We start from the raw sequence: 26959 nt of genomic DNA, 5'->3' as shown, positions 1-26959 counted from the left end.
CCCAGCGGGAGCAAGCTCCCTCGCCACAAAGGTCAACGCGGTTCGATATGGGCAATCATCAACTGAACGGTCTCGTTACCACGAAACTCGTTAACGTCGAGTTTGTAGGCCAATTCCACCCACTTGATAGTCGGATTCGGCCAGACGTCGCGGTCGATACCAAAGGCGATCCCGTCGAGCTTGACCGAACCGCATTCACTTCTGAGGACCACTTTCAGGTGCCGTTCGCCGACGACACGCTGTTCGACCAGTTGAAATACCCCATGAAACAACGGCTCCGGGAAGTGCTGCCCCCAGGGCCCGGCATGGCGCAGCGCGCGGGCCAGTTCCAGGTGAAATTCCTCAACCGCCAGGGTTCCGTCCGACAGCAAACGCCCGGTAAGGTCTTCTTCGCGCATTTGCCTACGCACTTCAGCGTCAAAAGCTTCGGCAAACAGTGGAAAATTCGCTTCCGGCAGCGTCAGGCCGGCGGCCATGGCATGGCCGCCGTATTTGGTGATCAGGCTTGGATGCTGTGCCGCCACCACGCTCAGGGCATCACGAATATGAAAGCCCTGGACCGAACGCCCCGAGCCCTTGAGCAGGCCGTCTCCTGCATCGGCAAAGGCGATGGTCGGACGGAAATAGCGCTCTTTCATACGCGACGCGAGGATACCGATGACGCCCTGGTGCCATTCGGCATCGAACAGGCACAAGCCAAACGGCATCGATTCCACCGGCAAATCCTTGAGCTGCGCCAGCGCTTCACGCTGCATGCCCTGCTCGATGGATTTGCGGTCCTGGTTCATGCCGTCCAGTTGCGCGGCCATTTCACGGGCCAGGCCTGCGTCTTCGGTGAGCAGGCATTCGATGCCCAGGCTCATGTCATCCAGGCGCCCCGCCGCGTTCAGCCGCGGACCGACAATGAAGCCCAGGTCGGTGGAAGTAATGCGCGCATGGTCACGCTTGGCCACTTCGAGGATCGCCTTGATCCCCGGCCGGGCACGTCCGGCGCGAATCCGCTCCAGGCCTTGGTGCACCAGAATCCGGTTATTGGCATCCAGCGGCACCACGTCAGCGACGCTGCCCAGCGCCACCAGGTCGAGCAATTCACCGATGTTCGGCTGCGGCTTGTTTTCGTACCAGCCCAAGCTGCGCAAGCGCGCACGCAGCGCCATCAACACATAGAAAATCACCCCGACGCCGGCCAAAGCCTTGCTCGGAAATTCGCAACCCGGCTGGTTCGGATTGACGATGGCATCGGCCAGCGGCAGTTCGTCGCCGGGCAAGTGGTGATCGGTAACCAGCACGCTCAGACCGGCCTTTTTCGCCGCCGCCACGCCTTCGACACTGGAAATGCCGTTGTCCACCGTGATCAGCAACTGCGGCTGACGCTCCAGCGCCACCGCGACGATTTCCGGCGTGAGACCGTAGCCGTAATCAAAACGGTTGGGCACCAGATAGTCGACGTGAGCCGCGCCCAACAAGCGCAGACCCAGGGTGCCCACGGTACTGGCCGTCGCGCCGTCAGCATCAAAGTCACCGACGATCAGGATCCGCTGCCGCTGCTCGAGCGCGGTCACCAGCAAATCCACGGCCGCCTCGATGCCCTTGAGTTGCTGGAACGGAATCAACCGCGCCAGACTCTTGTCCAGTTCGGCCTCGGACTGCACGCCACGCGCCGCGTACAGACGGGTCAGCAGAGGCGGAATATCACCGAGGAATGGCAGGGTGTCGGGCAGCAGGCGAGGTTCGATGCGCATGGGGTGACAGATGCTTCTCTTCAATACGTAGGATAAAACTGATGAGGCGGCGACTGATCAGCCGCGTTCGCCCTGCAGCCACTGCAACTGGACTTCATGCTGGCCACGGTCGTCGGTAACGAAGATGGTCCCTTCGCTGATCATCACGTCCCACTTGATCACTCGAGGCATGTCTTTGGCCAGGGTTTCCAGGACTTCCTGAGGCACCGCCGCGATGTTGACGTTTTTCAGGTTTTTGATCGCCGGGATCACCTTGCCTTCCCAGACGCGCAGGCTGCCGTAGGCCAACAGGCTGGTGCGCTCAGTGCGGCGCGAGCACCAGGTCAGGCGATCAGCGTCCGGTTGGCCGACTTCGATCCAGTGCAGGACACGGTCATCCAGGCTCTTTTCCCACAAGGCAGGTTCATCCACGTCCGACAGACCACGGCCAAACGACAGTTGCTCGTTGTACCAGAGGGCGTAGGCCAGCAGGCGCACCGTCATACGCTCTTCGGTTTCCGAAGGGTGACGGGCAATCGTCTGCTTGACGGTCTCGTAGACACTGCGGTCGAGGTCGGTGAGGTTCAGTTCAAACTTGTAGGTCGTGGACGGCTGGGCCATGAACGGGCTTCTTGATACGAGGAAAGTCGGCAAGTCTAACCGATTCGACAGGCAATCATCGAATTGAAGGCGATCTACCTTGAGCGCCTGACAGTCGGCTATGTTAAAACTCTGTATTCGCTCAGTCTTTTGTCCTACAGGATCCAGTATGCCGTTCACCGCCAAACCGCTCTCAGGTCTGAAAGTCATTGAATTGGGTACGTTGATCGCCGGTCCGTTTGCTTCGCGCATTTGCGCGGAATTCGGTGCCGATGTGGTCAAGGTCGAATCCCCGGACGGTGGCGATCCGTTGCGCAAGTGGCGCAAGTTGTACGAAGGCACTTCGCTGTGGTGGTTCGTGCAGGCACGCAACAAAAAGTCCCTGACCCTGAACCTGAAACATCCGGACGGTCTGGCGATCCTGAAAAAGCTGCTAAGTGAAGCGGACATCCTCATCGAGAACTTCCGCCCGGGCGTGCTGGAAAAACTTGGCCTGGGCTGGGACGTCCTGCACGCACTGAACCCGAAGCTGGTAATGGTGCGGCTGTCGGGCTTCGGCCAGACCGGACCGATGAAAGATCAGCCAGGCTTTGGCGCAGTCGGTGAATCCATGGGCGGCCTGCGCTATATCACTGGATTCGAAGACCGGCCACCGGTGCGCACCGGGATTTCCATCGGCGATTCGATTGCTGCGCTCTGGGGCGTGATCGGCGCGCTGATGGCCCTGCGTCACCGCGAGGTGAATGGTGGCCAAGGGCAGGTGGTGGATGTAGCGCTGTATGAAGCGATCTTCGCCATGATGGAAAGCATGGTCCCGGAGTTCGACGTGTTCGGTTTTATCCGCGAGCGTACCGGCAACATCATGCCGGGCATTACGCCCTCCTCCATTCATACCAGCGCCGACGGCAAACACGTGCAGATCGGCGCCAATGGCGACGCGATCTTCAAGCGCTTCATGTTGATCATCGGCCGCGAAGACTTGGCCAATGATCCAACGCTGGCCAGTAACGACGGGCGTGACAGCCGTCGCGACGAGCTTTACGGAGTGATTGAACGCTGGGTCAATTCGTTGCCCCTGGACACTGTTATTGAGCGCTTGAATCAGGCCGACGTACCCGCCAGCCGAATATTCAGTGCCGAAGATATGTTCAGCGATCCGCAATACCTGGCCCGGGAAATGTTCCTTCAAGCCAAGCTTCCGGACGGCAAAGACTTCAAGATGCCGGGGATCGTGCCGAAACTCTCTGAGACACCCGGTGATTGTGAATGGGTCGGGCCGCAACTGGGCGAGCACAACGCACAGGTACTCCAGGAGCTTGGCTATGACGCGTCGCAGATTACACAGCTGCGCAAAGACGGGGCCATCTGAGCTGAAGCGCCTGCCTGCGCGGTTCTTCACGCACTGCCTGCTGCGTAACGGGCGGGCGATGTGCGCGTTGGCGGGCGTGATTTTGACTACCCTTGTGGCTCCGCCGGCAATCGCGCAACCCAAGGAAAACCTGCTTTGGCTGAAGCGGGATCTACCGCCGCTGTTCATTTTCGACGGCCCGCAAAAAAGCCAGGGGGTGATCGATCAACTGTTGCGGCAATTGATCGCCGGCATGCCGCAGTACCAACACAGCGTGATGAAGGTCAATCGCGCACGCGGATTGCAGATGCTCCACGAGCCCGCCCTGACGTGCGATGCAGCACTTAACTGGAGCAAGGAACGCGAAGGCTGGATCGCGTTTTCCGTTCCGGTGTTCCGCGCCATGAGCAATGGCCTGGCAGTGCGGCGCATTGATCGGGAGGTGCTGACGCCTTTCATCACGAATGGCGAGGTCGACCTGGCGGCACTGCTGGCCACTGGCAACGTGACCATGGGCATTGTTGCCGAGCGCAACTACGGGGAGTTTCTCGACGTATTGATCAAACAAGCACCGCCCAAGGCGCTGACCTTGCATTACGGTAACGACGCCTTGGGCAGCCTGTTGCAGATGCAACGCCTTGGGCGCTTGCGGCTGCTGTTGGGCTATCGTCCGGAAATCCGCTACCAGGCCCAGCAGCAGGGCATCGGGGAAGATGAATTGCAGTTCTACCCGATTCGCGGCACCGGAAAATACTTGTCCGGTTACATCGGTTGCACCGACACACCCAAAGGCCGACAGGCGATCATCGAGATTAACGAGCTGCTGCGAACGCTATCCCGCGCCCCATTGAGCGAAGCCTATGCCGCTTGGCTTGATCCGGAAAGTCGAAGCGAATATCTGAAGGCCGCCAAGGCGTTTTTTGAGGATCAGGCCGGGCAATGACAAATCCCGTGCAAAAAGAAACCCCGAGAAGTGGGGAGACGACTCGAGGTTAAACGTGGTCTGAAAAATAGACCCGTAGCAGCAAGCTACAAGCACCGGAGCACAATGCTTGATCCTGCTGTTAAAGGGTCTGACTGACTTGGGTGCAGGAAGGTTCCCACAAAAAATCCATTCAGTTACGGCTGGCCAGCAATTTGTCCTGGGCAGCGTTGCGCAATGCTGCGATAACGCAGGGCTCCAGGCGTCCTTCCGCGATCAGCACATCGCGATGCAACCCGTCGACCACATCCGTGAGAAGACGCTTATCGGTTAACTGGGCCTGGCTGAATTCGCGCTCGACCATCACGGCACCGGTCGAGTTCTTCAATGTCACCCGGCATTCGCCATGAATGCCTGACGGGGTCAATGTCACCTGGTACGGGCTCAGAGCCTCACCGAGCAAGAGACTGATACTTTCCAAATCGATCACCACTCAATAGTCCGAAAACAAAGTGCCTGGGGCGTGTCTACAGTAAATGACCGCTGGCCCGAGATGAAAGTTCTGAATTCCGGTGCAGATGCACCTTCGTCTCTGGTCGATTGAGCATGCATGGAAAAGATGACAGAGAAAAAACAGTCACGTCACGTCTGTCGGGTGCGCCGGCCAATATCGCTCCACCCCCCCAACAATCCTCGCAATTGGCCGTCGGCGCTGTAGAACGGCACGGTCCATTGGTAGACATCCCTGAGGCCGTTGTTGAACATCAATTGCCGCTCCTTGAAATGCCCCTTGCGATTAGCCAGCTGAGCCATGAACTCGGCGTGCAGCAGTTGCGCGGTCTCTTTGGGAAAGATGTCCAACTCAATCAGCTGCCGTCCCTGAACCTGATCAAAACGGGTCGACAGTCTCTCCTCATAGCTTTTGTTGCACATGATCAAGCGCCCTTGCAGATCACGAACGAACATCGGATCAGGCATCGCGTCCATCAACGCATGCTGGAATGCGAGCTGATCACTGAGGCTTTTTTCAGCCTCTGTCCGTTGTTTGACCAATGCGGTCAATCGACGATTCCAGAGCAAGGACAACAGACCGAACATACCGGTAATACCGACACCCCAGCAGCCCCACTTGGTCACTCGGTGCCAGACCGTACGCGATGGCGCAGGAGCTATGCCGCTGAGCCATTTCTGGCGAATGGCGCGCAGTTCTTCGGGGGGAAACGCCTCAAGCGCCTTGTTGAGGATGCTCAACAGCTGCGGCTGACCTTTGCGTGTAACCAGGTAGTCGGGATCCCACCGGCCCTCCACGATATGCCCCACCTCGAGCTGGCCCGATGGATAAAGCTGAGCGCCAATTTCGTTTTCAATGGTGGCATAGGCCTCACCGCTTTCGACCAACGCACGGGCCTCTGCGTAAGTCTTGACCAATCGCAACTCGATAGCTGGATACTCTCGGCGAATAGTGGTCTCCAGGGCATGACGAGCCGGTAACACCAGCACCCGTTTCGCCAACTGTTGCAGAGACTGCACCTTCGGTGCCTCGGCTCGCCCGACAAATACCCAACCAGCGCCACCAAATGAATGGCTGAAATCCAGATAAGCCTTGCGCTCGTCATTCATCGCCAGCGTCGTGCTCAAGTCCGCCTCGCCGTTCTCCAGGGTGGCGAGCATCTGATCGATAGAAAACGATTCGACATGAACAAACTGCAAACCGGTCATGGCGCTGATGCGGTCCAGCATATCCTTGTTCAACCCACTCCAATGGCCCTGCTCGTCCTTGAACAGGTACAACGGGTACGGCAGTGACGCGACGATGACCCGCGGATGCTCGGCAATCCATCGCAACTCCCCGGCATCCAGTTCAATCGCTTTACCGAGTTCTCGTACCGCCGAATGCGCCGCCACCAGCCACTGGGAAAAACCCAGGGTACTGAGCAAAACGAGCCAGCAAGCCGCTGACCTTAACCTTTTGAAAAACAGCATTGCCACGTCCTTGATGATCCGCTCGCCCGTCCCTCCTGGGCAACTTCACGGTCAGTGTGGCATGCAAAAACAAGAAAGCCCGTCAGGAGACGGGCTTCAATTTGTGACAGGTTTTGCCGGTTACAAAGGCTTACCGCGGTTGCCATGCTGACTGACAAAGGCCTGTACGGCTTTCAGATCGTTCGGTAACACGGTGCAACGCTCATCTCGCTCAAACAAATCAGAAAGATGTACAGGGAGTTCCAGCTCTTTTCCTACACCAGCTTTCTCCACCGCGTCCGGGAATTTGACCGGATGGGCCGTGCCGAGGATCACCATCGGGATATCCAGGCTGCGACGGCATTCGCGCGCGGCCTTGACGCCGATCGCGGTATGCGGGTCCAGCACTTCGCCGGTCTGCTCGTAGACCTCGGCGATGGTTTCGCAGGTTTGCGCATCATCCACGGCCAGCGAGTCGAACAGTTTGCGCGCTTCGGTCCAGCGCTCCTGCTCAACGCTGAAGCCACCGCCCTGCTTGAAGCTGTCCATCAGACCGGCAATCGCCGCGCCGTTGCGACCGTGCAGGTCGAACAGCAGGCGCTCGAAGTTCGACGAGACCATGATGTCCATCGACGGCGACAGCGTGGCGTGCAGGGTTTCCTTGACGTACTGGTTGCCGCTCATGAAGCGGTGCAGGATGTCGTTGCGGTTGGTGGCGACGATCAACTGGTTGATCGGCAGGCCCATGTTGCGCGCCAGGTAACCGGCGAAGATGTCGCCGAAGTTGCCGGTCGGCACCGAGAACGACACCGAACGCGCCGGGCCACCCAATTGCAGGGCCGCGTGGAAGTAGTAAACGATCTGGGCCATGATCCGCGCCCAGTTGATCGAGTTTACGGCCACCAGGCGAGTGCCCTTGAGGAAGCCCTGGTCGGCGAAGCTCGCCTTGACCATTTCCTGGCAGTCATCGAAGTTGCCTTCGATGGCGATGTTGTGGATGTTCTCACCGAAAATGGTGGTCATCTGCCGGCGCTGCACTTCGGACACACGGTTGTGCGGGTGCAGGATGAAGATGTCGACGTTTTCGCAGTGCTTGCAGCCTTCGATGGCGGCCGAACCGGTATCACCGGAGGTGGCGCCGACAATCACCACGCGCTCGCCGCGTTTTTCCAGCACGTAGTCGAGCAAGCGACCGAGCAGTTGCAGGGCGAAGTCCTTGAACGCCAGGGTCGGGCCGTGGAACAGCTCGAGCACCCATTCGTTGCCGTTCAGCTGACGCAGCGGCGCGACGGCGCTGTGGGCGAACACGCCGTAGGTTTCTTCAAGAATCTTTTTGAAATCGGCATCCGGAATACTGCCGGTGACAAACGGGCGCATCACGCGGAAGGCCAGTTCGTGATACGGCAGGCCGGCCCAGGAAGCGATTTCTTCCTGGGTAAAACGTGGCAGGTTTTCCGGGACGTACAAACCGCCGTCGGTGGCAAGACCTGCCAGCAGGACGTCTTCGAAATTCAGGGCCGGTGCCTGGCCGCGGGTACTGATGTAGCGCATAGGGGCAAACCTTCGGTTCGGGCTTCAAGCTTCAAGCTTCAAGCTGCAAGTTCAAAGCACTGAGGCTTTTGCTTGCAGCTTGAAGCTGACGGCTTGCAGCTGCTTCTAAATTAGTTCAGATGCTCGACGCGGATCCGTACAACCGGACCGACCACGCCAGCCAAGGCTTCCAGGGCAGCGATCGCATCATTGATATGCTGTTCCAGCACGCGGTGGGTCAGCAGGATCATCGGCACCAGGCCGTCGTGTTCTTCGACTTCCTTCTGCATGATCGACTCGATGTTGATGCCGCGCTCCGACAGGATGCTCGCCACTTGCGCCAACACGCCCGGATGGTCCTTGGCCTGAATACGCAGGTAATAGGCGCTTTCGCAGGCTTCGATCGGCAGGATCGGGTGCGCCGACAGCGAATCCGGCTGGAAGGCCAGGTGCGGTACACGGTTTTCCGGATCGGAAGTCATGGCGCGAACCACGTCCACCAGGTCGGCGATCACCGACGAAGCGGTCGGCTCCATGCCGGCGCCAGCGCCGTAGAACAGGGTAGAACCGGCAGCGTCGCCGTTGACCATCACCGCGTTCATTACGCCGTTGACGTTGGCGATCAGGCGATCGGCCGGAATCAGCGTCGGATGCACACGCAGCTCGATACCGGCCGCGGTGCTGCGCGCCACGCCCAGGTGCTTGATGCGGTAGCCCAGCGCTTCGGCGTAGTTCACGTCAGCGGTGGTCAGCTTGGTGATGCCTTCGGTGTACGCCTTGTCGAATTGCAGCGGAATGCCGAACGCGATGGACGCCAGGATCGTCAGCTTGTGGGCTGCGTCGATGCCTTCAACGTCAAAGGTCGGATCCGCTTCGGCGTAACCCAGGGCTTGGGCCTCGGCCAGCACGTCTTCGAAGGTGCGACCCTTCTCGCGCATCTCGGTAAGGATGAAGTTACCGGTGCCGTTGATGATGCCCGCCACCCAGTTGATGCGGTTGGCGGACAGGCCTTCGCGGATCGCCTTGATCACCGGGATGCCACCGGCCACGGCCGCTTCGAACGCAACGATCACGCCCTTCTCGCGGGCCTTGGCGAAAATTTCGTTACCGTGAACGGCAATAAGCGCCTTGTTCGCGGTGACCACATGCTTGCCATTCTCGATGGCCTTGAGTACCAGCTCACGGGCAACGGTGTAGCCGCCCATCAGCTCTATAACGATGTCGATCTCAGGGTTCGTGGCCACTTCGAAGACATCGTTGGTAATCGCAATACCGGTCGTTTGGAACTGAGGCTTTGGCGTGCGCATGGCAATTTGTGCCACTTCGATTCCACGCCCGGCACGACGAGCAATTTCCTCGGCGTTGCGCTGAAGTACGTTGAAGGTACCGCCACCGACGGTTCCTAACCCACAGATGCCTACTTTGACCGGTTTCACTGTGAACTCCCCATAAAACGGCCGACTCGAGGCCGGCCGTAAAAACAACCGCGTGCTCGCGGTTCTCTATTAATGGCCCGGCAAATGTTGCTGCCGGACCATGATCGTCAAAGGCTGGCCGTGACGATGCGAATTTACTTCGCGCCCAGCGCCAGTTTGGCGACTTGTGGCGCAGGCTGGTAGCCCGGAATGACCTGACCATCAGCCAAAACGATGGCCGGTGTACCGTTCACGCCAATCGACTGGCCGAGGGCGAACTGCTTGGAAACCGGGTTATCGCACTTGGCGGCCTTGATTTCCTTGCCGTCGACCATTTTGTCCATGGCCGCTTTCTTGTCTTTCGAGCACCAGACCGCTTGCAGCTGCTCGTCACCCGGCGAGCCCAGACCCTGGCGCGGGAACGCGACGTAACGCACTTCGATGCCGCGCTTGTTCAGCTCGGGCACTTCGGCGTGCAGCTTGTGGCAATACGGGCACGTGGTGTCGGTGAACACGGTGATGTGCGACTTGGTTTCGCCGATGGCCGGGTAGACCACGGTTTCCGCGACAGGGATCGCATTGACCAGTTTGGAAACGCCCAGGCGCTCGGTCTTTTCGGTCAGGTTGACCGGTTTGCCGTCCTTGAGCTGGAACATGTAGCCCTGCACCACGTACTGGCCATCGGCGCTGGCATAGAGCACGCGGCTGCCTTGCAGCTTGACCTCGTAGAGACCTGGCAGAGGACTGGCGGAAATGCTTTCTACTGGCACTTCGAGCTGGAGGTTTTCCAGGCTTTTACGAATGGCTTTGTCGGCCGCGTCATCGGCGACGGCAAAGGTGCTGACCAACGCAATGGCGGCGGTGGCGAAAATCTGGGTCAGACGCATGAGAACTCCTGAAGGCGGACAAATGGAACGATCAGAACGCCCGTGCCGAAACACCGGGTCATAACCGCCCATCGTGCAAACCGGCAAAGCCTACCACATAAGGGCTGTGTGACCGAATGCGCCTGTCGCAAGAGATCGCACGATGCAGATCTGGAAATTCTGCTGTGGCGAGGGAGCTTGCTCCCGCTCGGCTGCGAAGCAGTCGCAAACTCACCAAGCCAATGTTCCTGATTGACCGCGTCGAATGGTTTTGGGGCCGCTGCGCGACCCAGCGGGAGCAAGCTCCCTCGCCACAAAAGCCACAGCCCCAATAGTTATCGACTATCCGCGCGGGTGGTGTTTGGCATGCAGCTCTTGCAAGCGCGCCCGGGCGACGTGGGTATAAATCTGCGTAGTCGACAAATCGCTATGGCCGAGCAGCATCTGCACCACGCGCAAATCCGCGCCATGGTTGAGCAGATGCGTGGCGAACGCATGGCGCAAGGTGTGCGGCGATAGCGATTTGCCGATCCCCGCGACTTTCGCCTGATGCTTGATTCGGTGCCAGAACGTCTGGCGCGTCATCTGCTCGCCGCGCTGACTGGGAAACAACACATCACTGGGACGCCCGCCGAGCAGTTCGCCACGGCCATCGCGCATGTAGCGCTCGACCCAGACAATCGCCTCTTCGCCCATCGGCACCAGACGCTCCTTGCTGCCCTTGCCCATCACACGCAGCACGCCCTGACGCAGATTGACCTGCTCAAGCGTCAGGCTGATCAGCTCCGTCACCCGCAGGCCACAGGCGTACAGGACTTCCAGCATGGCCCGATCGCGCTGACCAATGGCTTCGCTCAGGTCCGGCGCTTTCAACAACGCTTCCACGTCGGCTTCCGACAAGGATTTCGGAAGCGGCCTACCGAGCTGTGGCATGTCGATGCGAAGGGTCGGATCGACAGCGATCAGCTTTTCCCGCAGCAAATAGCGATAGAACCCACGCACACCGGAAAGAAATCGCGCGGTTGAGCGAGGTTTGTAATTTTGCTCCAGGCGCCAGGCGAGGTGATCGAGGATCAGTTCGCGCCCGGCGCTGATCAGCTCCAGCCCCTTTTCCTGCAACCAGCCGTTGAACAAGGCCAGGTCGCTGCGATAGGCATCTCGGGTGTTGTCGGAAAGACCTTTTTCCAACCACAGGGCGTCGAGGAATTGGTCTATCAATGGATGATCAATGGCAGGCATAAAGGCTCAGGCAAGACCGGAAAAACGGTCAACGAAGATAAATCGCAGGCAACAAAAAAGCAGCCCGTAGGCTGCTTTTTTCTGCATCGGAAGCTGGACTTAAGCCAGTTTTTCCTTGATGCGAGCTGCTTTACCGGACAGGTCACGCAGGTAGTACAGCTTGGCTTTACGTACGTCACCGCGACGTTTAACGGCCATGCTGTCGATTTGCGGGCTGTAGGTCTGGAAAGTACGCTCTACGCCAACACCGTTGGAGATTTTACGAACGGTGAAAGCACTGTTTACGCCGCGGTTACGCTTGGCGATAACAACACCTTCGAACGCTTGCAGACGCGAACGGTCGCCTTCCTTCACTTTCACCTGAACGACAATGGTGTCGCCCGGGGCAAAGGTAGGGATCTCTTTGGTCATCTGCTCTGCTTCGAGTGCAAGGATGATTTTGTTAGTCATGCTGTGCTCCTAAGGTAAATCGTCGGATCTACCATCGATACGTTGTTAACTATCGTCCCGCTCGCGGATGTATTCCTCGAGCAGCTTCTTCTCTTCTCCAGAAAGCGAGCGGCTTTCCAGAAGATCGGCGCGTCGTTCATAGGTCCGACCAAGGGACTGCTGTAAACGCCAACGCCGGATGTGCGCGTGATTGCCACTTAGCAATACGTCGGGAACACGCTGATCCGCATACACCTCCGGTCGGGTGTAGTGCGGGCAATCCAGCAAACCATCCGTAAAGGAATCTTCCTCGGCGGAGTCCGCATGCCCTAAAGCTCCAGGCAGCAGTCGTGTAACCGCATCGATCAGGACCATCGCCGGCAGCTCGCCGCCAGACAGTACATAGTCGCCAATCGACCACTCTTCATCGACATGAGCATCAATAAAACGCTCGTCAATGCCTTCATAGCGGCCGGCAATCAGGATCAATGCATCCAGATTCGCCAACTCGCGTACCGCCGACTGAGTCAGTTGACGGCCTTGGGGCGACAGGTAAATCACCTTCGCGCCCTCCCCGGCGGCTGCCTTGGCGTGAACCAGAGCGTCTTCCAGGGGCTTGATCTTCATCACCATGCCCGGACCACCGCCAAACGGGCGATCGTCCACAGTGTGATGTCGATCCGTCGTGTAGTCTCGCGGATTCCAACAGGTGAGCTGCAAGAGCCCCTGTTTCACCGCACGACTGGTGATGCCGTACTCGCTGATGGCGGAGAACATCTCGGGAAACAAACTGATCACTTCTACGCGCAAATTAGCCACGCTTAGAAGTCCGCGTCCCAATCCACCTTCATCTCGCCTGCTGCCAGGTCGATGGCCAACACGCATTGCTCGGTATAGGGCAACAGGCGTTCGCGATCATCCAGGCTGCCAGCGCAAGGCTTGACCACCATTACATCATTCGAGCCGGTCTCCAGCAGGTGATCGATCTTCCCGAACAGTTGTCCGAGGGTGTCGATGACCTTGAGACCTTCCAGCTGGTACCAGTAGTACTCGCCGTCGGTCAGTTCAGGGAACAGGTTGCGCGGCACGCAGATCTCATAACCGGCCAGAAGACGAGCTTCTTCACGATCATCGAGACCCTTGAGCTTTGCGACCAGGAACTTGTCATTCCCGCGTCCGCTGACCAGCTCTACCTGCTTTACATTGCCGTCACGCTTGAGCGTCCAGGTTTTGTAGTCCAGCAGGTTTTTAATCGGATCAGTAAAGGAGTACACCTTCACTTCGCCGCGAACGCCGTGAACAGAATAAATCTTGCCGATAACGATCAAATCATCAGCAACAGCTGGCGTCGCGTTCATATTGCTCAGGCCGCAGCCTTAGCAGATTCCTTCAACAACTGAGCAACGCGCTCAGAAGGTTGTGCACCAACGCTCAGCCAGTAGGCTACGCGCTCTTGGTTCACGGACAGACGAACTTCTTGACCACGAGCAACAGGGTTGAAGAAACCAACCTGTTCCTTGTGCGAACCGTCGCGCGGGTTGCGGCTGTCGGTTACGGTCAAGTGGTAAAACGGGCGCTTTTTGGAGCCGCCAAGGGCAAGACGGATTGTTAGCATGTGAACATCGTTCCTGTAGTCGGTGCTGCAAATCTAAAGGCACAGCGGGCATAGGTGCCCGAAAGGCCGCATATTCTAAGGAATATCCGGACTTTTGCAAATGACTTTTTCCGGCGGCCTATCGGACGCCATGCAGATTTGCTATAGAGCCGTCGTTGAAAACGGCCGGTCAGCTCCCGCCAAGTGCGGGTTTGCTGTAGATCCCGCTTCCTTGCGGGTCTGCGCCGGTGCGATGACCGGCGCGGATTCTTTACATTTTCGGCATGCCGCCGCCGGGCAACATACCGCCCATGCCGCGCATCATTTTGGCCATTCCGCCTTTCGCGGAGAATTTCTTCATCATCTTCTGCATCTGCTTGTGTTGCTTGATCAAGCGGCCGATGTCCTGCACCTGAGTGCCGGAGCCCATGGCGATACGACGTTTGCGCGAACCGCTGATCATCTCAGGGTCGCGGCGCTCGGCCGGGGTCATGGAGTTGATGATGGCTTCCATCTGCTTGAATTGCTTCTCTGCCGCACCCTGGGCGTTGCCCATTTGCGCCAGGTTCACGCCACCCATGTTCGGCAGCTTGTCCATGAGCCCGCCGAGGCCGCCCATGTTCTTCATCTGTTGCAGCTGATCACGGAAGTCTTCGAGGTCGAAGCCCTTGCCCTTTTTCAGCTTCTTGGCCAGTTTGTCGGCTTTGTCCTTGTCGAGCGTCGCTTCCGCCTGCTCGATCAGGCTGAGCACGTCGCCCATGCCGAGGATGCGCGAAGCAATACGCTCAGGGTGGAACGGATCGAGCGCTTCGCTCTTTTCGCCCATACCGATGAACTTGATCGGCTTGCCAGTGATGGCACGCACCGACAGTGCGGCACCGCCACGGGCGTCGCCGTCGACCTTGGTCAGGATCACACCGGTCAGCGGCAGTGCATCGCCGAAAGCCTTGGCCGTGTTGGCCGCGTCCTGGCCGGTCATGGCATCAACCACGAACAGGGTTTCTACCGGGTTGATCGCGGCATGCAGCGCCTTGATCTCGCCCATCATCTCTTCATCGATGTGCAGGCGACCGGCGGTATCGACGATGACCACGTCGATGAATTTGAGTTTTGCTTCCTTAATAGCCGCTTGCGCGATATCGACCGGTTTTTGGCTCAGGTCGGACGGGAAGAAGGTTACGCCAACTTCACCGGCAAGCATTTCCAGCTGCTTGATCGCCGCCGGACGATAAACGTCCGCGGACACGACCATGACCGACTTCTTCTTGCGCTCTTTAAGGAAGCGCGCGAGCTTGCCGGCGGTGGTGGTTTTACCAGCGCCCTGCAAACCGGCCATCAGGATAACGGCAGGAGGAACGGCACTCAGGTTCAGGTCTTCGTTGGCCGCGCCCATCAGGCTTTCGAGCTCGGCCTGAACGATCTTCACAAAGGCCTGGCCAGGCGTCAGGCTGCGCGACACTTCGGTGCCGACAGCGCGCTCCTTGACCGAATTGACGAAGTCCTTCACCACTGGCAGGGCGACGTCGGCTTCGAGCAACGCCATGCGCACTTCGCGCAGGGTGTCTTTGATGTTGTCCTCGGTCAGCTTGGCCTTGCCGGTGACATGGCGCAGCGTCTGCGAGAGACGGTCGGTTAAGTTTTCAAACATTGCGCGATCCTTTCAGGCCCTGTGTAGACCGGGATAATGGCGGCCCGGACCGGACTAAACGTGTGCTCGGCGAGCCTGCGGCGTGGGCAGGTCGCGGATTATAGCGAAGAGTGCGGCCGGCGGACACCTCGCCGTCAGCTTGTCTGGTCTTTCGTGCGGCGTGGGTTCTATGCCAAACTCAGCGCCTTTCGGGCTTGCCTAACAGGACTTATGCTCCCCTTGTCACCCAGTTTGCTTACTACTCTCGCCGCCGCCTGTTTATATGCCGCTGCGACTCTCTATCAGGGCACTCGTCTGGCCACCGGCGCCAAGGCGAACAAACGCCTGCTGGTCACGCTCGGCGTGCTTGCGGTACTGGCCCACAGCGCCAGCCTGTTCACCCACCTGCTGACGCCGATTGGCCTGGGCCTGGACTTCTTCAGCGCCGCCAGCCTGATTGCCGCTGCGGTCATCGCCCTGACGCTCTTGGCCTGTTCGCGCATTCCAGTGGAGAACCTGCTGGTATTGCTGTTTCCCCTCGGAGCGCTGACCGCCCTTCTCGCGCAGTTCGCCCCCGCCGGCACCGTGCAGATCATCGACGAGGCGCCGGGCATCCTTGCCCACATCCTCCTGTCGATCCTCGCCTATGGCATGTTTACCATCGCGGTGTTCCAGTCGCTGTTGCTGCTGGTTCAGGACCATCAGCTCAAGCACAAGCACCCGTCCGGACTGATCAAGAACTTCCCGCCGCTGCAAACCATGGAAAGCCTGTTGTTTGGCTTCCTCTGGGCCGGCTGGACGCTGTTGTCGCTGTCGTTGATCTCGGGCTGGCTGTTCGTCGAAAACCTGTTCGCGCAACATCTGGTGCACAAAACCTTGCTGGCCTGCCTGGCCTGGATTGTCTTCAGCGTGCTGCTCTGGGGTCGTAACCGCCTCGGCTGGCGCGGACACAAGGCCATTCGCTGGACCCTTGCCGGTTTTTGCCTGTTGATGCTGGCGTATTTCGGCAGCAAGCTGGTTCGTGAATACATCCTGCACATCTGACGGGCGGCATTAATGGACGACTTGCCCTTAGGGCCGATGCTTGCAGTAGTAATCGTGTTGCTTCTCTGGTCGGGGCTGTTCACCGCCATTGAAGCCGCTCACCAGCATGTGCTGGCCCAGCGCAACGCCTCACGCTCAAGCGACCAGCCGCTGGCCAGACTTGGCTTCCCGCTCAATAGCCTGATCTTCTGCAATACCCTGTGCCGCACACTGCTGGTGGTCATCTGCACCTTGCTGGCGATTTTCACCTGGGCCGAAAACGGTCCGTGGCTGGCGTGCATGGGTGCCGGCGCCGCGGTACTGGTATTTGCCGACTACCTGCCGCGCGCCCTCGCCGTGCGCCATCCGGACGCAATCCTGGCGCTGGGTAACAACCTGCTTCGCATTCCCCTGAAGATCCTTTACCCGGCTGCCTGGCTTCTGAATGCCATCAGCCAGTTACTGCTGCGCCCGCTCGCGCGCAAGGCCAAGGTGGTGCAACAGAGCGACGACGAGATACCAGTGGAGCGCCGTGACGATCACGAAACCGTTTGCCGCCCACATTCGCTACCGGGCATCCATGCGCTGGATAACATCACGGTCAACGACATTCTGGTACCGCGCAGTGAAGTCGACGGAATCAACCTCGACGACCCGATCGAGGAAATCATCGAACAACTGCGCCACAACAAACGCACGCGCCTTCCGGTGTTCCATAGCGATATCAACCAGGTCGAAGCGGTACTCAACACCCGGCAAATAGGCCACTTGCTGCCCGATGGCAGCCTGACGCTGGAAGCACTGCTGGAGGCCAGCCGCGAACCGTACTTCGTGCCGGAAAGCACCCCGCTACAACTGCAACTGCTGAACTTCCATAAACAGCAGCGGCGCCTGGGCATGGTGGTCGACGAGTATGGTGAAGTGCTCGGCATCGTCACCCTGGAAGACATTCTCGAAGAAATCGTCGGCGAATTCGAAAGCCAGCAGAGTCTGAACAACCCGCACATCCATCCGCAGGCCGATGGCCGTTTGGTGATCGATGGCGCGGCCTCAATTCGCGAACTGAATAAAAGCCTCGGTTGGCACCTGCCGAGCGACGGCCCGAAAACCTTGAACGGCTTGGTGACCGAAGCATTGGAAACCATCCCCGAGAGTGCGGTTTGTCTGAAGATTGGTCGGTATCGACTGGAAATTCTCGAGACCGAGGAAAACCGGGTGACACGGGTGTTGATCTGGCAGACCAGTTCGAAACCTGTAGTTATCTGAGAGAGCCGACACTATCAACTGTGGCGAGGGAGCTTGCTCCCGCTGGACTGCGAAGCAGTCCCTGGCTTTTTGCGGCCGCTGCGCGCCCGAGCGGGAGCAAGCTCCCTCGCCACAGGAAACCTCATTCATCCGCCTCTTGTTGAATCATTAGCCACCTTCCTATAATCGAGCGGCTTACCCAAGCCTCGCCGCCCCCGTGCTTACCCCGCACTCCGCAGGTTCCGGCCAGACCATCAGATACGTCCGCATCAAACCGACGACTGTTCCTACCTGGAACAGCGACCGCGCCTCCACCCACATCCCTGGGTATTCGACCATAATAATTCGCTCCACTGGGGCACATGACTGTCAGGGATAACCGCATGACGACCAGCACGACTTACAGCGATTCCACACCCGCGCAACCGACGAACTCCGCCACCCGCGTGGCCACCGCGAGCTTCATCGGTACCGCCATCGAGTTCTACGACTTTTACGTCTATGCCACTGCTGCCGCGCTGGTGATCGGGCCGGTGTTCTTTCCGCAAACCTCCGGCACGGCGCAGATGCTGTCGGCCTTCCTCACGTTCGGCATCGCCTTCCTTGCCCGACCGCTGGGCTCGGCGCTGTTCGGCCACTTCGGCGACCGCATCGGCCGAAAATCCACCTTGGTAGCCTCCCTACTGTTAATGGGTGTGTGCACCACGCTGATCGGCGTACTGCCGGGTTATGACAGCATCGGGGCCTGGGCGCCGATCCTGCTTTGCGTCTTGCGCTTCGGCCAGGGCCTGGGGCTGGGTGGTGAATGGGGCGGCGCAGCCTTGCTCGCCACCGAAAATGCGCCAAAGGGTAAACGCGCGTGGTTCGGCATGTTCCCGCAGCTCGGCCCATCCATCGGTTTTCTGGCGGCGAACGGACTGTTCCTGACCTTGGCCATGACCCTGGACGACGAACAGTTCCGTTCCTGGGGCTGGCGTATCCCGTTCCTGCTTAGCGCTGCGCTGGTGATGGTTGGTTTGTACGTTCGACTCAAGCTTCATGAAACACCGGTCTTCGCGAATGCCGTCGCTCGCCAGGAACGGGTGAAAATCCCACTGGTCGAGCTATTCAGCCAATACTGGATGCCGGTGCTGTTGGGGGCAGGCTCCATGGTGGTGTGCTATGCGCTGTTCTACATCTCGACCGTGTTCTCGCTGAGTTATGGCGTCGCGACGCTCGGCTACAGCCGCGAAACCTTCCTCGGCCTGTTGTGCTTCGCCGTGCTGTTCATGGCGGCGGCCACGCCACTGTCGGCATGGGCCAGCGACCGTTACGGGCGCAAACCGGTGCTGATCATCGGTGGTGTGCTGGCGATTCTGTCCGGCTTCCTGATGGAACCGCTGCTGACCCAGGGTTCGACCTGGGGCGTGGCGTTGTTCCTGTGCATTGAACTGTTCCTGATGGGCGTGACCTTTGCGCCGATGGGCGCGTTGCTGCCGGAGCTGTTTCCAACCCACGTGCGCTATACCGGCGCATCGGCTGCCTACAACCTGGGCGGGATTGTCGGCGCTTCGGCGGCGCCGTTCTTCGCGCAGAAACTGGTGGCCATGGGCGGACTGAGTTATGTCGGCGGGTATGTGTCCGGGGCGGCGGTGCTGAGTTTGATTGCGGTGCTGTGCCTGAAGGAAACGCGGCATAACGATTTGAATCGCATCGCCTGATAGATCGCTATCGCGGGCGAGCCCGCTCCCACAGAGTTAGTGTCGATCACAAAATAGCTGTACGACACATAACCTGTGGGAGCGGGCTTGCCCGCGATGGCGTCTTCACTGACAAAGACTCTCCCCGGAAAACCACAATTTTCCCCCGCCCATTGTCACCTCGCTCTACGCGCATTGGCTCATCCCCGCTATACTTCCCGGCTTTTCCTGAATAAATGCCAATAGGGTCCCGCCGCGCATGGATAAGACCTACCAGCCGCACGCCATTGAAACTTCCTGGTACAACACCTGGGAGTCAGAGAATTACTTCGCCCCGCAAGGCGCGGGCGAGTCCTACACCATCATGATCCCGCCGCCGAACGTCACCGGCAGCTTGCACATGGGTCATGGCTTCAACAACGCGATCATGGACGCCCTGATCCGTTTCCGTCGCATGCAGGGCCGCAACACCCTGTGGCAGCCGGGCACCGACCACGCGGGTATCGCCACGCAAATGCTGGTGGAGCGTCAACTCGAGGCCCAAGGCCAGAACCGCCACGACCTGGGCCGCGACAAATTCCTCGAGAAGGTCTGGGAGTGGAAGGATCAGTCCGGCGGCAACATCAGCCGTCAGATCCGTCGCCTCGGTTCGTCCGTGGACTGGAGCCGCGAGCGCTTCACCATGGACGACGGCCTCTCGGAAGCCGTTAAAGAAGCTTTCGTTCGCTTGCACGAAGATGGCCTGATTTATCGCGGCAAGCGTCTGGTCAACTGGGACACCAAGTTGCACACGGCGATTTCCGACCTCGAAGTGGAAAATCACGACGAAAAAGGTTTCCTGTGGAACCTGAAATACCCGTTGGCCGATGGCGCCAAGACCGCTGAAGGCAACGATTTCCTGATCGTCGCGACGACTCGTCCGGAAACCATGCTCGGCGACTCCGCCGTGGCGGTTAACCCGAACGATGAACGCTACAAAGCCCTGATCGGCAAATTTGTCGAGCTGCCGCTGGTCGGCCGCCGCATCCCGATTATCGCCGACGATTACTGCGATCCAGAATTCGGCACCGGCTGCGTGAAAATCACCCCGGCCCACGATTTCAACGACTACGAAGTCGGCAAGCGTCATAACCTGCCGCTGCTGAACATTTTCGACAAGAACGCTAATGTCCTGCCGGCCGTGCAGGCGTTCAACCTCGATGGCAGCCTGAACGAAACGATCGACGGCAAGATCCCGGCCGAATACGCCGGCCTCGACCGTTTCGAGGCGCGCAAGCAGATCGTCGCTGCGTTCGACGCTGCCGGCCTGCTGGTCAGCGTCGACGATCACGCCCTGAAAGTACCGAAAGGCGATCGCTCCGGCACCATCATCGAGCCGTGGCTGACTGACCAGTGGTACGTGTCCACCAAGCCATTGGCCGAGCCTGCGATTGCTGCCGTTGAAGACGGTCGCATCCAGTTCGTGCCGAAACAGTACGAAAACATGTACTTCTCGTGGATGCGCGACATCCAGGATTGGTGCATCAGCCGTCAGCTGTGGTGGGGCCACCGGATTCCGGCCTGGTACGACGAGTCGGGCAAAGTCTACGTCGGTCGCGACGAAGCCGAAGTGCGTGCCAAGCACAACCTGGGCCCGGACGTAGCGCTGCAACAGGACAACGACGTTCTCGACACCTGGTTCAGTTCCGGCCTGTGGACGTTCTCGACGCTCGGCTGGCCTGAGCAAACCGAATTCCTGAAGAAATTCCACTCCACCGACGTGCTGGTGACTGGCTTCGACATCATTTTCTTCTGGGTTGCCCGGATGATCATGCTCACCATGCATTTGGTGAAAAACGAAGACGGCACGCCGCAGGTTCCGTTCAAGACCGTGTACGTACATGGTCTGGTGCGAGATGGCCAAGGCCAGAAGATGTCCAAGTCCAAGGGCAACGTCCTTGACCCGTTGGACATCATCGACGGCATCGAACTGGAAGAACTGGTGCAGAAACGCACCTCCGGCATGATGCAGCCGAAACTGGCGAAGAAGATCGAGAAGCAGACCCGCGACGAGTTCGCCGAAGGCATCGCCAGCTACGGCACCGACGCCCTGCGCTTCACCTTCTGCTCGCTGGCGTCCACCGGTCGCGACATCAAGTTCGACATGGGCCGCGTCGAAGGCTATCGCAACTTCTGCAACAAGATCTGGAACGCGGCGCGCTACGTGCTGGACAAGGGCGAAGACTGCGGCCAGAACGGCGAAGCCTACGAACTGTCGCTGGCTGACCGCTGGATCATTTCGCAGCTGCAACGCACCGAAGCCGAAGTGACCCGTCAGCTTGACCAGTTCCGTTTCGACCTCGCCGCACAAGCCTTGTACGAGTTCATCTGGAACCAGTATTGCGACTGGTACCTGGAACTCTCCAAGCCTGTGTTGTGGGACGAAAACGCGCCGGTTGAACGTCAGCGCGGCACCCGTCGCACCCTGGTTCGCGTACTGGAAGTGGCCCTGCGCCTGGCGCACCCGTTCATGCCGTTCATCACCGAAGAAATCTGGCAGCGCGTCGCGCCGCTGGCCGGAATCGAAGGCAAGACGATCATGCTGCAACCTTGGCCAGTGGCCAATGAAACACGCATCGATCAGGCTGCTGAAGACGATATCGAATGGCTCAAGGGCTTGATGCTCGGCACGCGTAACATTCGTGGCGAAATGAACATCGGCCCGGGCAAACCGCTGCCGCTGTTCCTTAAGAACGTCAGCGCTGAAGATCAGCGTCGTCTGACCGAGAACGAAGCCCTGCTGAAGAAGCTGGCGCGCCTCGAATCGATCACCGTGCTGGCAGCCGGCGAAGAAGCACCGCTGTCCGCCACTGCACTGGTCGGCGAGATGGAAGTGCTGGTGCCGATGGCCGGCCTGATCGACAAAGGTGCTGAGCTTGCGCGTCTGGACAAGGAAATCCAGCGTTTGCAAGGTGAAGTGCAGCGCGTCGGCGGCAAGCTGTCCAACGCCGGTTTCGTTGACAAGGCACCAGCCGAAGTCATCGAGAAAGAACGCGCCAAACTGGCCGAAGCCGAACAGGCTCTGGGCAAACTGGCGGAGCAACATGCGCGGATTGCCAGCCTGTAACGGCAAATCGCAATGAAAAAGGGAGGCCCATGCGGCCTCCCTTTTTCATACCCGCCACAAATCCCCCTGTAGGAGCTGCCGCAGGCTGCGATCTTTTGATCTTGTTTTTTTAAGAGCAAGATCAAAAGATCGCAGCCTTCGGCAGCTCCTACAGAGATACAGGGGGCACGCCGATTGTGGTGGGATGTGGGACAATGCCCGTCACTTTTAGCCATACCCGAATCGACCACACCCATGACCGCCCCCCGCACACCCAAACCTGCGCGTAAAAAGCCCGAATCCGCGACCCCGGCCAAAGCCGTGGAGCCACGCGAAAAGGCCAGCCTGCACCCGCGCAACCGCCATCAGGGTCGCTACGACTTCCCGGCACTGATCAAGACCACGCCGGAGCTGGCGAAGTTCGTGATCATCAATCCGTATGGCAAGGAAAGCATCGACTTCGCCAGTCCGGATGCGGTGCGCGTATTCAACCGGGCGTTGCTCAAGTCGTTCTATGGCATCGCCCATTGGGACATTCCCGCGGATTACCTGTGCCCACCGGTTCCGGGCCGTGCGGACTACGTGCACTTCCTCGCCGACTTGTTGGCCAGCGGCAATGACGGCGTTATCCCGCGTGGCGCTGCGGTGAAGGTACTGGACGTGGGCATGGGTGCCAACTGCGTGTATCCGTTGATCGGTCATAGCGACTATCGCTGGCAGTTCCTCGGCTCTGAAATCGACGCCACGGCCCTGGCCTCCGCCAAAGCCATCGTGCAATCCAACGGGCTGAACAAGGCCATCCAGTTGCGCCAGCAGAGCAATCCCAAGCACATCCTGCTGGGTCTGCTCGAACCCGGCGAACGTTTTGACCTGACCATGTGCAACCCGCCATTCCACGCCTCGCTGGAGGAAGCAACCAAGGGCAGCACGCGTAAATGGCGCGCGCTGGGCAAGGCCGATCCGAAGCGCAAACTGCCGGTACTGAACTTTGGTGGCCAGGCGGCCGAGCTGTGGTGTGAAGGTGGCGAAGCGCGTTTCGTGACGCAACTGATCGCCGAGAGTGCGCAGGTCAGCCAGCAGGTGTTGTGGTTCAGCACCCTGGTGTCGAAAGCCTCGAACCTGCCGGCGATCCAGACTGCGCTGAAAAAAGCAGGTGTGCTGGAAAGCCAGGTCGTGGAAATGTCCCAAGGGCAGAAGCAGAGCCGCTTCGTGGCCTGGACCTTCAAGACCAAGTCCGAACAGCAGATCTGGCGTCGCGAGCGTTGGGCGCAGAAAAGCTGAGCCATCACACAATTCAACGGTAGGAGCGAGCCTGCTCGCGATGAGGCCCTGTCAGCCAACATCTATGTTGAATGACCCACCGCTATCGCGAGCAGGCTCGCTCCTGCATTGATTCGATGTGTTTGCGAGCAAATCGCAGACACAAAAAAACCGTGCCCGGATCGCTCCGGCGCACGGTTTCTTTTTAACAAGTCTTACTTGTTAACAGCATCGGTCAGGCCTTTGGCCACAACCAGCTTGATCACTTTCTTGGCAGCGATTTCGATGGCAGCGCCAGTCGAAGGGTTACGGCCAGTACGGGCAGGACGCTCAGTCACTTTCAGTTTGCCGATACCTGGCAGAGTGATTTCGCCGCCGTTTTCCAGCTGATCGGCAACGATTTGGCCCAGTTGGTCCAGAGCGTTACGCGCGGTGGTTTTCGGCGCGTCGATAGCTTCAGCGATGTCGGCGATCAGTTGGTCTTTAGTAAGAGCCATGTAGTGTTCCTTCCCTATCAAATTCATATGGATTGCAGAGTGCAATGTCAGCCATCGAGCCCGATCTTCTGGATCTGGCACCCTCGGCGAAATAACCTCGGGATCGGGGTTATAGATACCGAAATCAGGGTTTGGTTCGACCTGACAAAAGCTGACTGCAGGCTTAACGCAGTGACTTCGCGCAAGACCGGGCAAAACTAGCACAGAGACGGGGAAATATCCGCCTCCAGCTACCCATTTGGTCAGCTTTATTGCTCTAAATCGGGAAAAAAACCTATAAGGGCCACCGGTCACCGTGCAATTGCCCTACATCCCGCCTGCAGGAGCTGCCGAAGGCTGTGATCTTTTGACTTCGTATTTTTTAAAAACAGGATCAAAAGATCGCAGCCTACGGCAGCTCCTACAGAGGGATGCGGTTACACTTAGCGCTTTTTCGGGGAGCTCGCCCTGCTCTCTCCAACCAGCCGCTCCCATTAGCCGAGAAGCCCATGCCGATCCGTCACTGCATCGTCCACCTGATCGACAAAAAACCCGACGGCACACCCGCAGTTCTCCACGCCCGTGACTCTGAACTGGCCGAGTCCGCGGCCATCGAGAACATGCTCGCCGACCTCAATGAAAGCTACAACGCCAAACAAGGCAAGGCCTGGGGCCTGTTTCATCCAGAGTCCGGCGCCTTTCCATTCAGCGGCTGGCTGAAGGAATACCTCGACGGCGGCAAGGATTTCACGGCGTTCAGTCGTGTGGCGGTGGAACACCTGCAAAAGCTGATGGAGGAATCCAACCTCTCGGTTGGTGGCCACGTGTTGTTCGCGCATTATCAGCAAGGCATGACCGATTACCTGGCCATTGCCCTGCTGCACCACAGCGAAGGTGTCGCGGTGACCGATCAACTCGACGTCACCCCGTCCCGTCACCTGGACCTGGGCCAACTGCACCTGGCGGCGCGGATCAACGTTTCCGAGTGGCAGAACAACAAACAGTCCAAGCAGTACATTTCGTTCATCAAAGGCAAGAACGGCAAAAAAGTCTCGGAATATTTCCGCGACTTCATCGGCTGCCAGGAAGGGGTCGACGGGCCGGGCGAAACCCGCACCTTGCTCAAGGCTTTCAGTGATTTCGTCGAAAGCGAAGACCTGCCGGAAGACTCCGCCCGCGAGAAGACCAAGACCCTGGTGGATTACGCCAGCAGCCAGGCCAAGCTCGGCGAACCCATGGGCCTGGAAGAACTGTCGGAACTGATCGACGAAGAACGCCCGAAAGCTTTCTACGATCATATCCGCAACAAGGACTACGGCCTGTCGCCGGAAATTCCGGCCGATAAACGTACCTTGAACCAGTTCCGCCGCTTCACCGGTCGCGCTGAAGGTTTGTCGATCAGTTTTGAAGCACACCTGCTGGGCTCGAAGATCGAATACGACGAAGAGGCCGGTACGCTGGTCATCAAGGGCCTGCCAACCTCGCTCACCGATCAGCTCAAGCGACGCAACTGATGCTCGGCAGCGCATTGAAGAAATTCCTGCTGATCCTGCTGGTGGTTGTGGCCTACCAGAACTGGGGCAAGATCGAGCGGGTGTTTAATCCTTCACAAGTGGTGTCGGAGCAGACCCAGGCCGAAGCCAACGTTGTGCTTTACGTCACCGAATGGTGTGGCTACTGCAAGCTGACCCGGCGTTTTCTCGACCAGAAAGGCATTCCGTATCAGGAGTTCGATATCGAAAAAGATGCGCAGGCGCGCAAGGCCTATCAGGCGTTGGGCGGAGGCGGGATTCCGATCATCGATGTGAACGGAACGCTGATTCGCGGGTATGACCCGGATGCGATTCTGGCGGCGTTGAAGTAATTCAATTCACACCATCCATGTGGCGAGGGAGCTTGCTCCCTCGCCACAAGTCGATGTGTATCAGCAAGCCTCGATACGGAATCCGAAGCGCGGAAAGTGCACATGCACCACACCGCCTCGCTCGTCCTCGCGGCGCACAATCAATTCCTCGCGCCCCGCAAACAACAACTCCCCCGCCACCGGATCGACGCCATAATCGGTCGCCGCAATGATCACCTGCTGACCCGCCTTGAACCCATTCGGGTCTTCAAACACTTCATCGGGCAATGCAGCAGGCGTGGCGTTGCATGCAACTTCCAGCGCTTCTTCGGAAGTCATCTCGCTCGGCGCGCCGTGGCCGAAACCTAATACCCGCGCCAACCAGGCCGAGACCGCCGGGTAGTTATCCACAAGCGGCGAGGTTACCGGCGTTGCCTTGAGGAACCACATGGGGTGTGCCAGCGCGAAGTCGGCAATAGACGGCTCGCCGAACAGATAATCCCCCACCTCCTCGCGCTGCAACTGCTGCTCAAGACGCGCCATGATCGTCGGCCATTGATGCTTGGCCTGCTCGGCAGAAAGGCGTGTAGCGCTGCCACCGCTGAACAAGCCGGCGCGGTCAGCGATGAACGCCTTGATCGCTTCTGGCGGCAAACTAGCGAAGCGTACCGCGACCGATTCCGGTTGAAACACCAGGCTGACCGCATGCTGAAACACCACCGAGTCAGCCCACGCCGCGAAGGACGCGGCGATCATTTCCTGACCTTCGGGGAAGAACGCTGGCAGGGCTTTTTCTTGCTCAAGACGACGGGCAATCAAGGCTGTGTCGCAATAAATATCGGCGCCAATCTGCAACACCGGCGTCTTGCGATAGCCACCGGTCAGCGCCGTCAAATCGGGTTTGGGCATCACCGGCGAGATCTTCACCGAGCGCCAGGACAACCCTTTGAAGCCCAACAGCAGACGGGCCTTTTCGGCGAAGGGGGACGTCGGGTAATGATGAAGAATCAACTCGTACATGCTCGGCTCCGCCGCACAAATTAGGAACCCGCAGCTTAGCGCGCTATCGGCAAGCAGCCTACCGATCTGCCTGAT

The 26959-nt window shown here is 58.9% G+C and carries 24 protein-coding genes; 9 read left to right on the top strand and 15 right to left on the bottom strand.

What is annotated here, in order from left to right; translation table 11 throughout:
- Nucleotides 1-32: 32 nt before the first annotated feature.
- Together recJ and KGB21_RS11585 are read right to left on the bottom strand one after the other, a co-directional pair.
- The gene (gene recJ, locus KGB21_RS11590; RefSeq protein ID WP_034149009.1) at nt 33-1742 is read right to left on the bottom strand and encodes a single-stranded-DNA-specific exonuclease RecJ; all 1710 of its coding nucleotides are present in this window, start codon (nt 1740-1742) and stop codon (nt 33-35) included.
- Between the two features lie 57 nt (nt 1743-1799).
- Nucleotides 1800-2342 (bottom strand): YaeQ family protein, encoded by a 543-nt coding sequence (locus KGB21_RS11585; RefSeq protein ID WP_034149008.1) that lies wholly within the window; start codon nt 2340-2342, stop codon nt 1800-1802.
- A gap of 148 nt (nt 2343-2490) precedes the next feature.
- Between KGB21_RS11585 and KGB21_RS11580 the strand changes: the two genes are divergently transcribed.
- Complete coding sequence (locus KGB21_RS11580) at nt 2491-3690, top strand: CaiB/BaiF CoA transferase family protein (RefSeq protein WP_223505185.1); 1200 nt, start codon at nt 2491-2493, stop codon at nt 3688-3690.
- Nucleotides 3644-4612 carry a TIGR02285 family protein gene (locus KGB21_RS11575; RefSeq protein ID WP_223505184.1) on the top strand — a complete coding sequence of 323 codons (969 nt, stop codon included), beginning with the start codon at nt 3644-3646 and terminating at the stop codon, nt 4610-4612. The genes KGB21_RS11580 and KGB21_RS11575 overlap by 47 nt, the downstream gene beginning before the upstream one ends.
- A 172-nt stretch (nt 4613-4784) precedes the next feature.
- On the opposite strand, the gene KGB21_RS11570 is transcribed toward KGB21_RS11575, so the two are convergent.
- The 11 genes from KGB21_RS11570 to ffh all read right to left on the bottom strand — a co-directional run bounded on the left by KGB21_RS11570 (nt 4785) and on the right by ffh (nt 15274).
- Nucleotides 4785-5072 (bottom strand): DUF3509 domain-containing protein, encoded by a 288-nt coding sequence (locus KGB21_RS11570; protein WP_034149229.1) that lies wholly within the window; start codon nt 5070-5072, stop codon nt 4785-4787.
- Between the two features lie 161 nt (nt 5073-5233).
- The gene (locus KGB21_RS11565; RefSeq protein ID WP_223505183.1) at nt 5234-6574 is read right to left on the bottom strand and encodes a transporter substrate-binding domain-containing protein; all 1341 of its coding nucleotides are present in this window, start codon (nt 6572-6574) and stop codon (nt 5234-5236) included.
- Nucleotides 6575-6694: 120 nt separating this feature from the next.
- On the bottom strand, nt 6695-8104 hold the full coding sequence (gene thrC, locus KGB21_RS11560) for a threonine synthase (protein WP_223505182.1): 1410 nt from the start codon (nt 8102-8104) through the stop codon (nt 6695-6697).
- Nucleotides 8105-8214: 110 nt separating this feature from the next.
- Nucleotides 8215-9519 (bottom strand): homoserine dehydrogenase, encoded by a 1305-nt coding sequence (locus KGB21_RS11555; RefSeq protein ID WP_018926703.1) that lies wholly within the window; start codon nt 9517-9519, stop codon nt 8215-8217.
- A gap of 134 nt (nt 9520-9653) precedes the next feature.
- On the bottom strand, nt 9654-10385 hold the full coding sequence (gene dsbC / locus KGB21_RS11550) for a bifunctional protein-disulfide isomerase/oxidoreductase DsbC (protein WP_223505181.1): 732 nt from the start codon (nt 10383-10385) through the stop codon (nt 9654-9656).
- A gap of 321 nt (nt 10386-10706) precedes the next feature.
- Nucleotides 10707-11603, bottom strand: coding sequence for a site-specific tyrosine recombinase XerD (gene xerD, locus KGB21_RS11545; protein WP_223505180.1), 897 nt, complete (start codon nt 11601-11603; stop codon nt 10707-10709).
- Between the two features lie 99 nt (nt 11604-11702).
- Nucleotides 11703-12053 (bottom strand): 50S ribosomal protein L19, encoded by a 351-nt coding sequence (gene rplS, locus KGB21_RS11540; RefSeq protein ID WP_003175895.1) that lies wholly within the window; start codon nt 12051-12053, stop codon nt 11703-11705.
- 45 nt (nt 12054-12098) lie between these two features.
- Complete coding sequence (trmD, locus tag KGB21_RS11535) at nt 12099-12851, bottom strand: tRNA (guanosine(37)-N1)-methyltransferase TrmD (protein ID WP_034149002.1); 753 nt, start codon at nt 12849-12851, stop codon at nt 12099-12101.
- Nucleotides 12852-12853: 2 nt separating this feature from the next.
- Nucleotides 12854-13390, bottom strand: a complete 537-nt coding sequence (gene rimM, locus KGB21_RS11530; RefSeq protein ID WP_034149001.1) for a ribosome maturation factor RimM — start codon at nt 13388-13390, stop codon at nt 12854-12856.
- A 5-nt stretch (nt 13391-13395) separates the two neighbouring features.
- Nucleotides 13396-13647 carry a 30S ribosomal protein S16 gene (rpsP, locus tag KGB21_RS11525; protein WP_003198088.1) on the bottom strand — a complete coding sequence of 84 codons (252 nt, stop codon included), beginning with the start codon at nt 13645-13647 and terminating at the stop codon, nt 13396-13398.
- Between the two features lie 250 nt (nt 13648-13897).
- Nucleotides 13898-15274: a signal recognition particle protein gene (ffh, locus tag KGB21_RS11520; RefSeq protein ID WP_034149000.1), complete on the bottom strand. Its 1377-nt coding sequence runs from the start codon at nt 15272-15274 to the stop codon at nt 13898-13900.
- 210 nt (nt 15275-15484) lie between these two features.
- Here ffh and KGB21_RS11515 point away from each other — a divergent pair, with 210 nt between their 5' ends.
- From KGB21_RS11515 to rlmF, 5 genes are all read left to right on the top strand, one after another.
- A complete protein-coding gene (locus KGB21_RS11515) occupies nt 15485-16297 on the top strand; it encodes an inner membrane protein YpjD (protein ID WP_034148999.1) in 813 nt (270 codons plus the stop codon).
- Between the two features lie 12 nt (nt 16298-16309).
- On the top strand, nt 16310-17542 hold the full coding sequence (locus tag KGB21_RS11510) for a transporter associated domain-containing protein (protein WP_223505179.1): 1233 nt from the start codon (nt 16310-16312) through the stop codon (nt 17540-17542).
- A 362-nt stretch (nt 17543-17904) separates the two neighbouring features.
- Nucleotides 17905-19221, top strand: a complete 1317-nt coding sequence (locus KGB21_RS11505; protein WP_034148997.1) for an MFS transporter — start codon at nt 17905-17907, stop codon at nt 19219-19221.
- Between the two features lie 238 nt (nt 19222-19459).
- Nucleotides 19460-22306 (top strand): valine--tRNA ligase, encoded by a 2847-nt coding sequence (locus KGB21_RS11500; RefSeq protein ID WP_223505178.1) that lies wholly within the window; start codon nt 19460-19462, stop codon nt 22304-22306.
- A gap of 234 nt (nt 22307-22540) precedes the next feature.
- Nucleotides 22541-23566, top strand: a complete 1026-nt coding sequence (rlmF, locus tag KGB21_RS11495) for a 23S rRNA (adenine(1618)-N(6))-methyltransferase RlmF (RefSeq protein ID WP_223505177.1) — start codon at nt 22541-22543, stop codon at nt 23564-23566.
- 194 nt (nt 23567-23760) lie between these two features.
- Here the strand turns inward: rlmF and KGB21_RS11490 are convergent, their stop codons facing one another.
- Nucleotides 23761-24042, bottom strand: coding sequence for an HU family DNA-binding protein (locus tag KGB21_RS11490; RefSeq protein WP_007905514.1), 282 nt, complete (start codon nt 24040-24042; stop codon nt 23761-23763).
- A 488-nt stretch (nt 24043-24530) separates the two neighbouring features.
- Here KGB21_RS11490 and yejK point away from each other — a divergent pair, with 488 nt between their 5' ends.
- Complete coding sequence (gene yejK / locus KGB21_RS11485; RefSeq protein ID WP_034148994.1) at nt 24531-25535, top strand: nucleoid-associated protein YejK; 1005 nt, start codon at nt 24531-24533, stop codon at nt 25533-25535.
- Entirely contained in the window at nt 25535-25885 is a 351-nt protein-coding gene (locus KGB21_RS11480) for a glutaredoxin family protein (RefSeq protein ID WP_034148993.1), read from the top strand. Before yejK ends, KGB21_RS11480 begins: the two co-directional genes overlap by 1 nt.
- Nucleotides 25886-25945: 60 nt before the next feature.
- Here the strand turns inward: KGB21_RS11480 and KGB21_RS11475 are convergent, their stop codons facing one another.
- The gene (locus KGB21_RS11475) at nt 25946-26884 is read right to left on the bottom strand and encodes a glutathione S-transferase family protein (RefSeq protein WP_223505176.1); all 939 of its coding nucleotides are present in this window, start codon (nt 26882-26884) and stop codon (nt 25946-25948) included.
- Between the last annotated feature and the right edge of the window lie 75 nt (nt 26885-26959).

It is taken from the genome of Pseudomonas sp. GL-RE-29 (assembly GCF_019947275.1).
In the GTDB taxonomy this organism is placed as follows: Bacteria; Pseudomonadota; Gammaproteobacteria; order Pseudomonadales; family Pseudomonadaceae; genus Aquipseudomonas; species Aquipseudomonas fluorescens_A.
The sequence above is the reverse complement of the archived record's forward strand: the minus strand, read 5'-3'. Positions and strand labels throughout refer to the sequence as shown.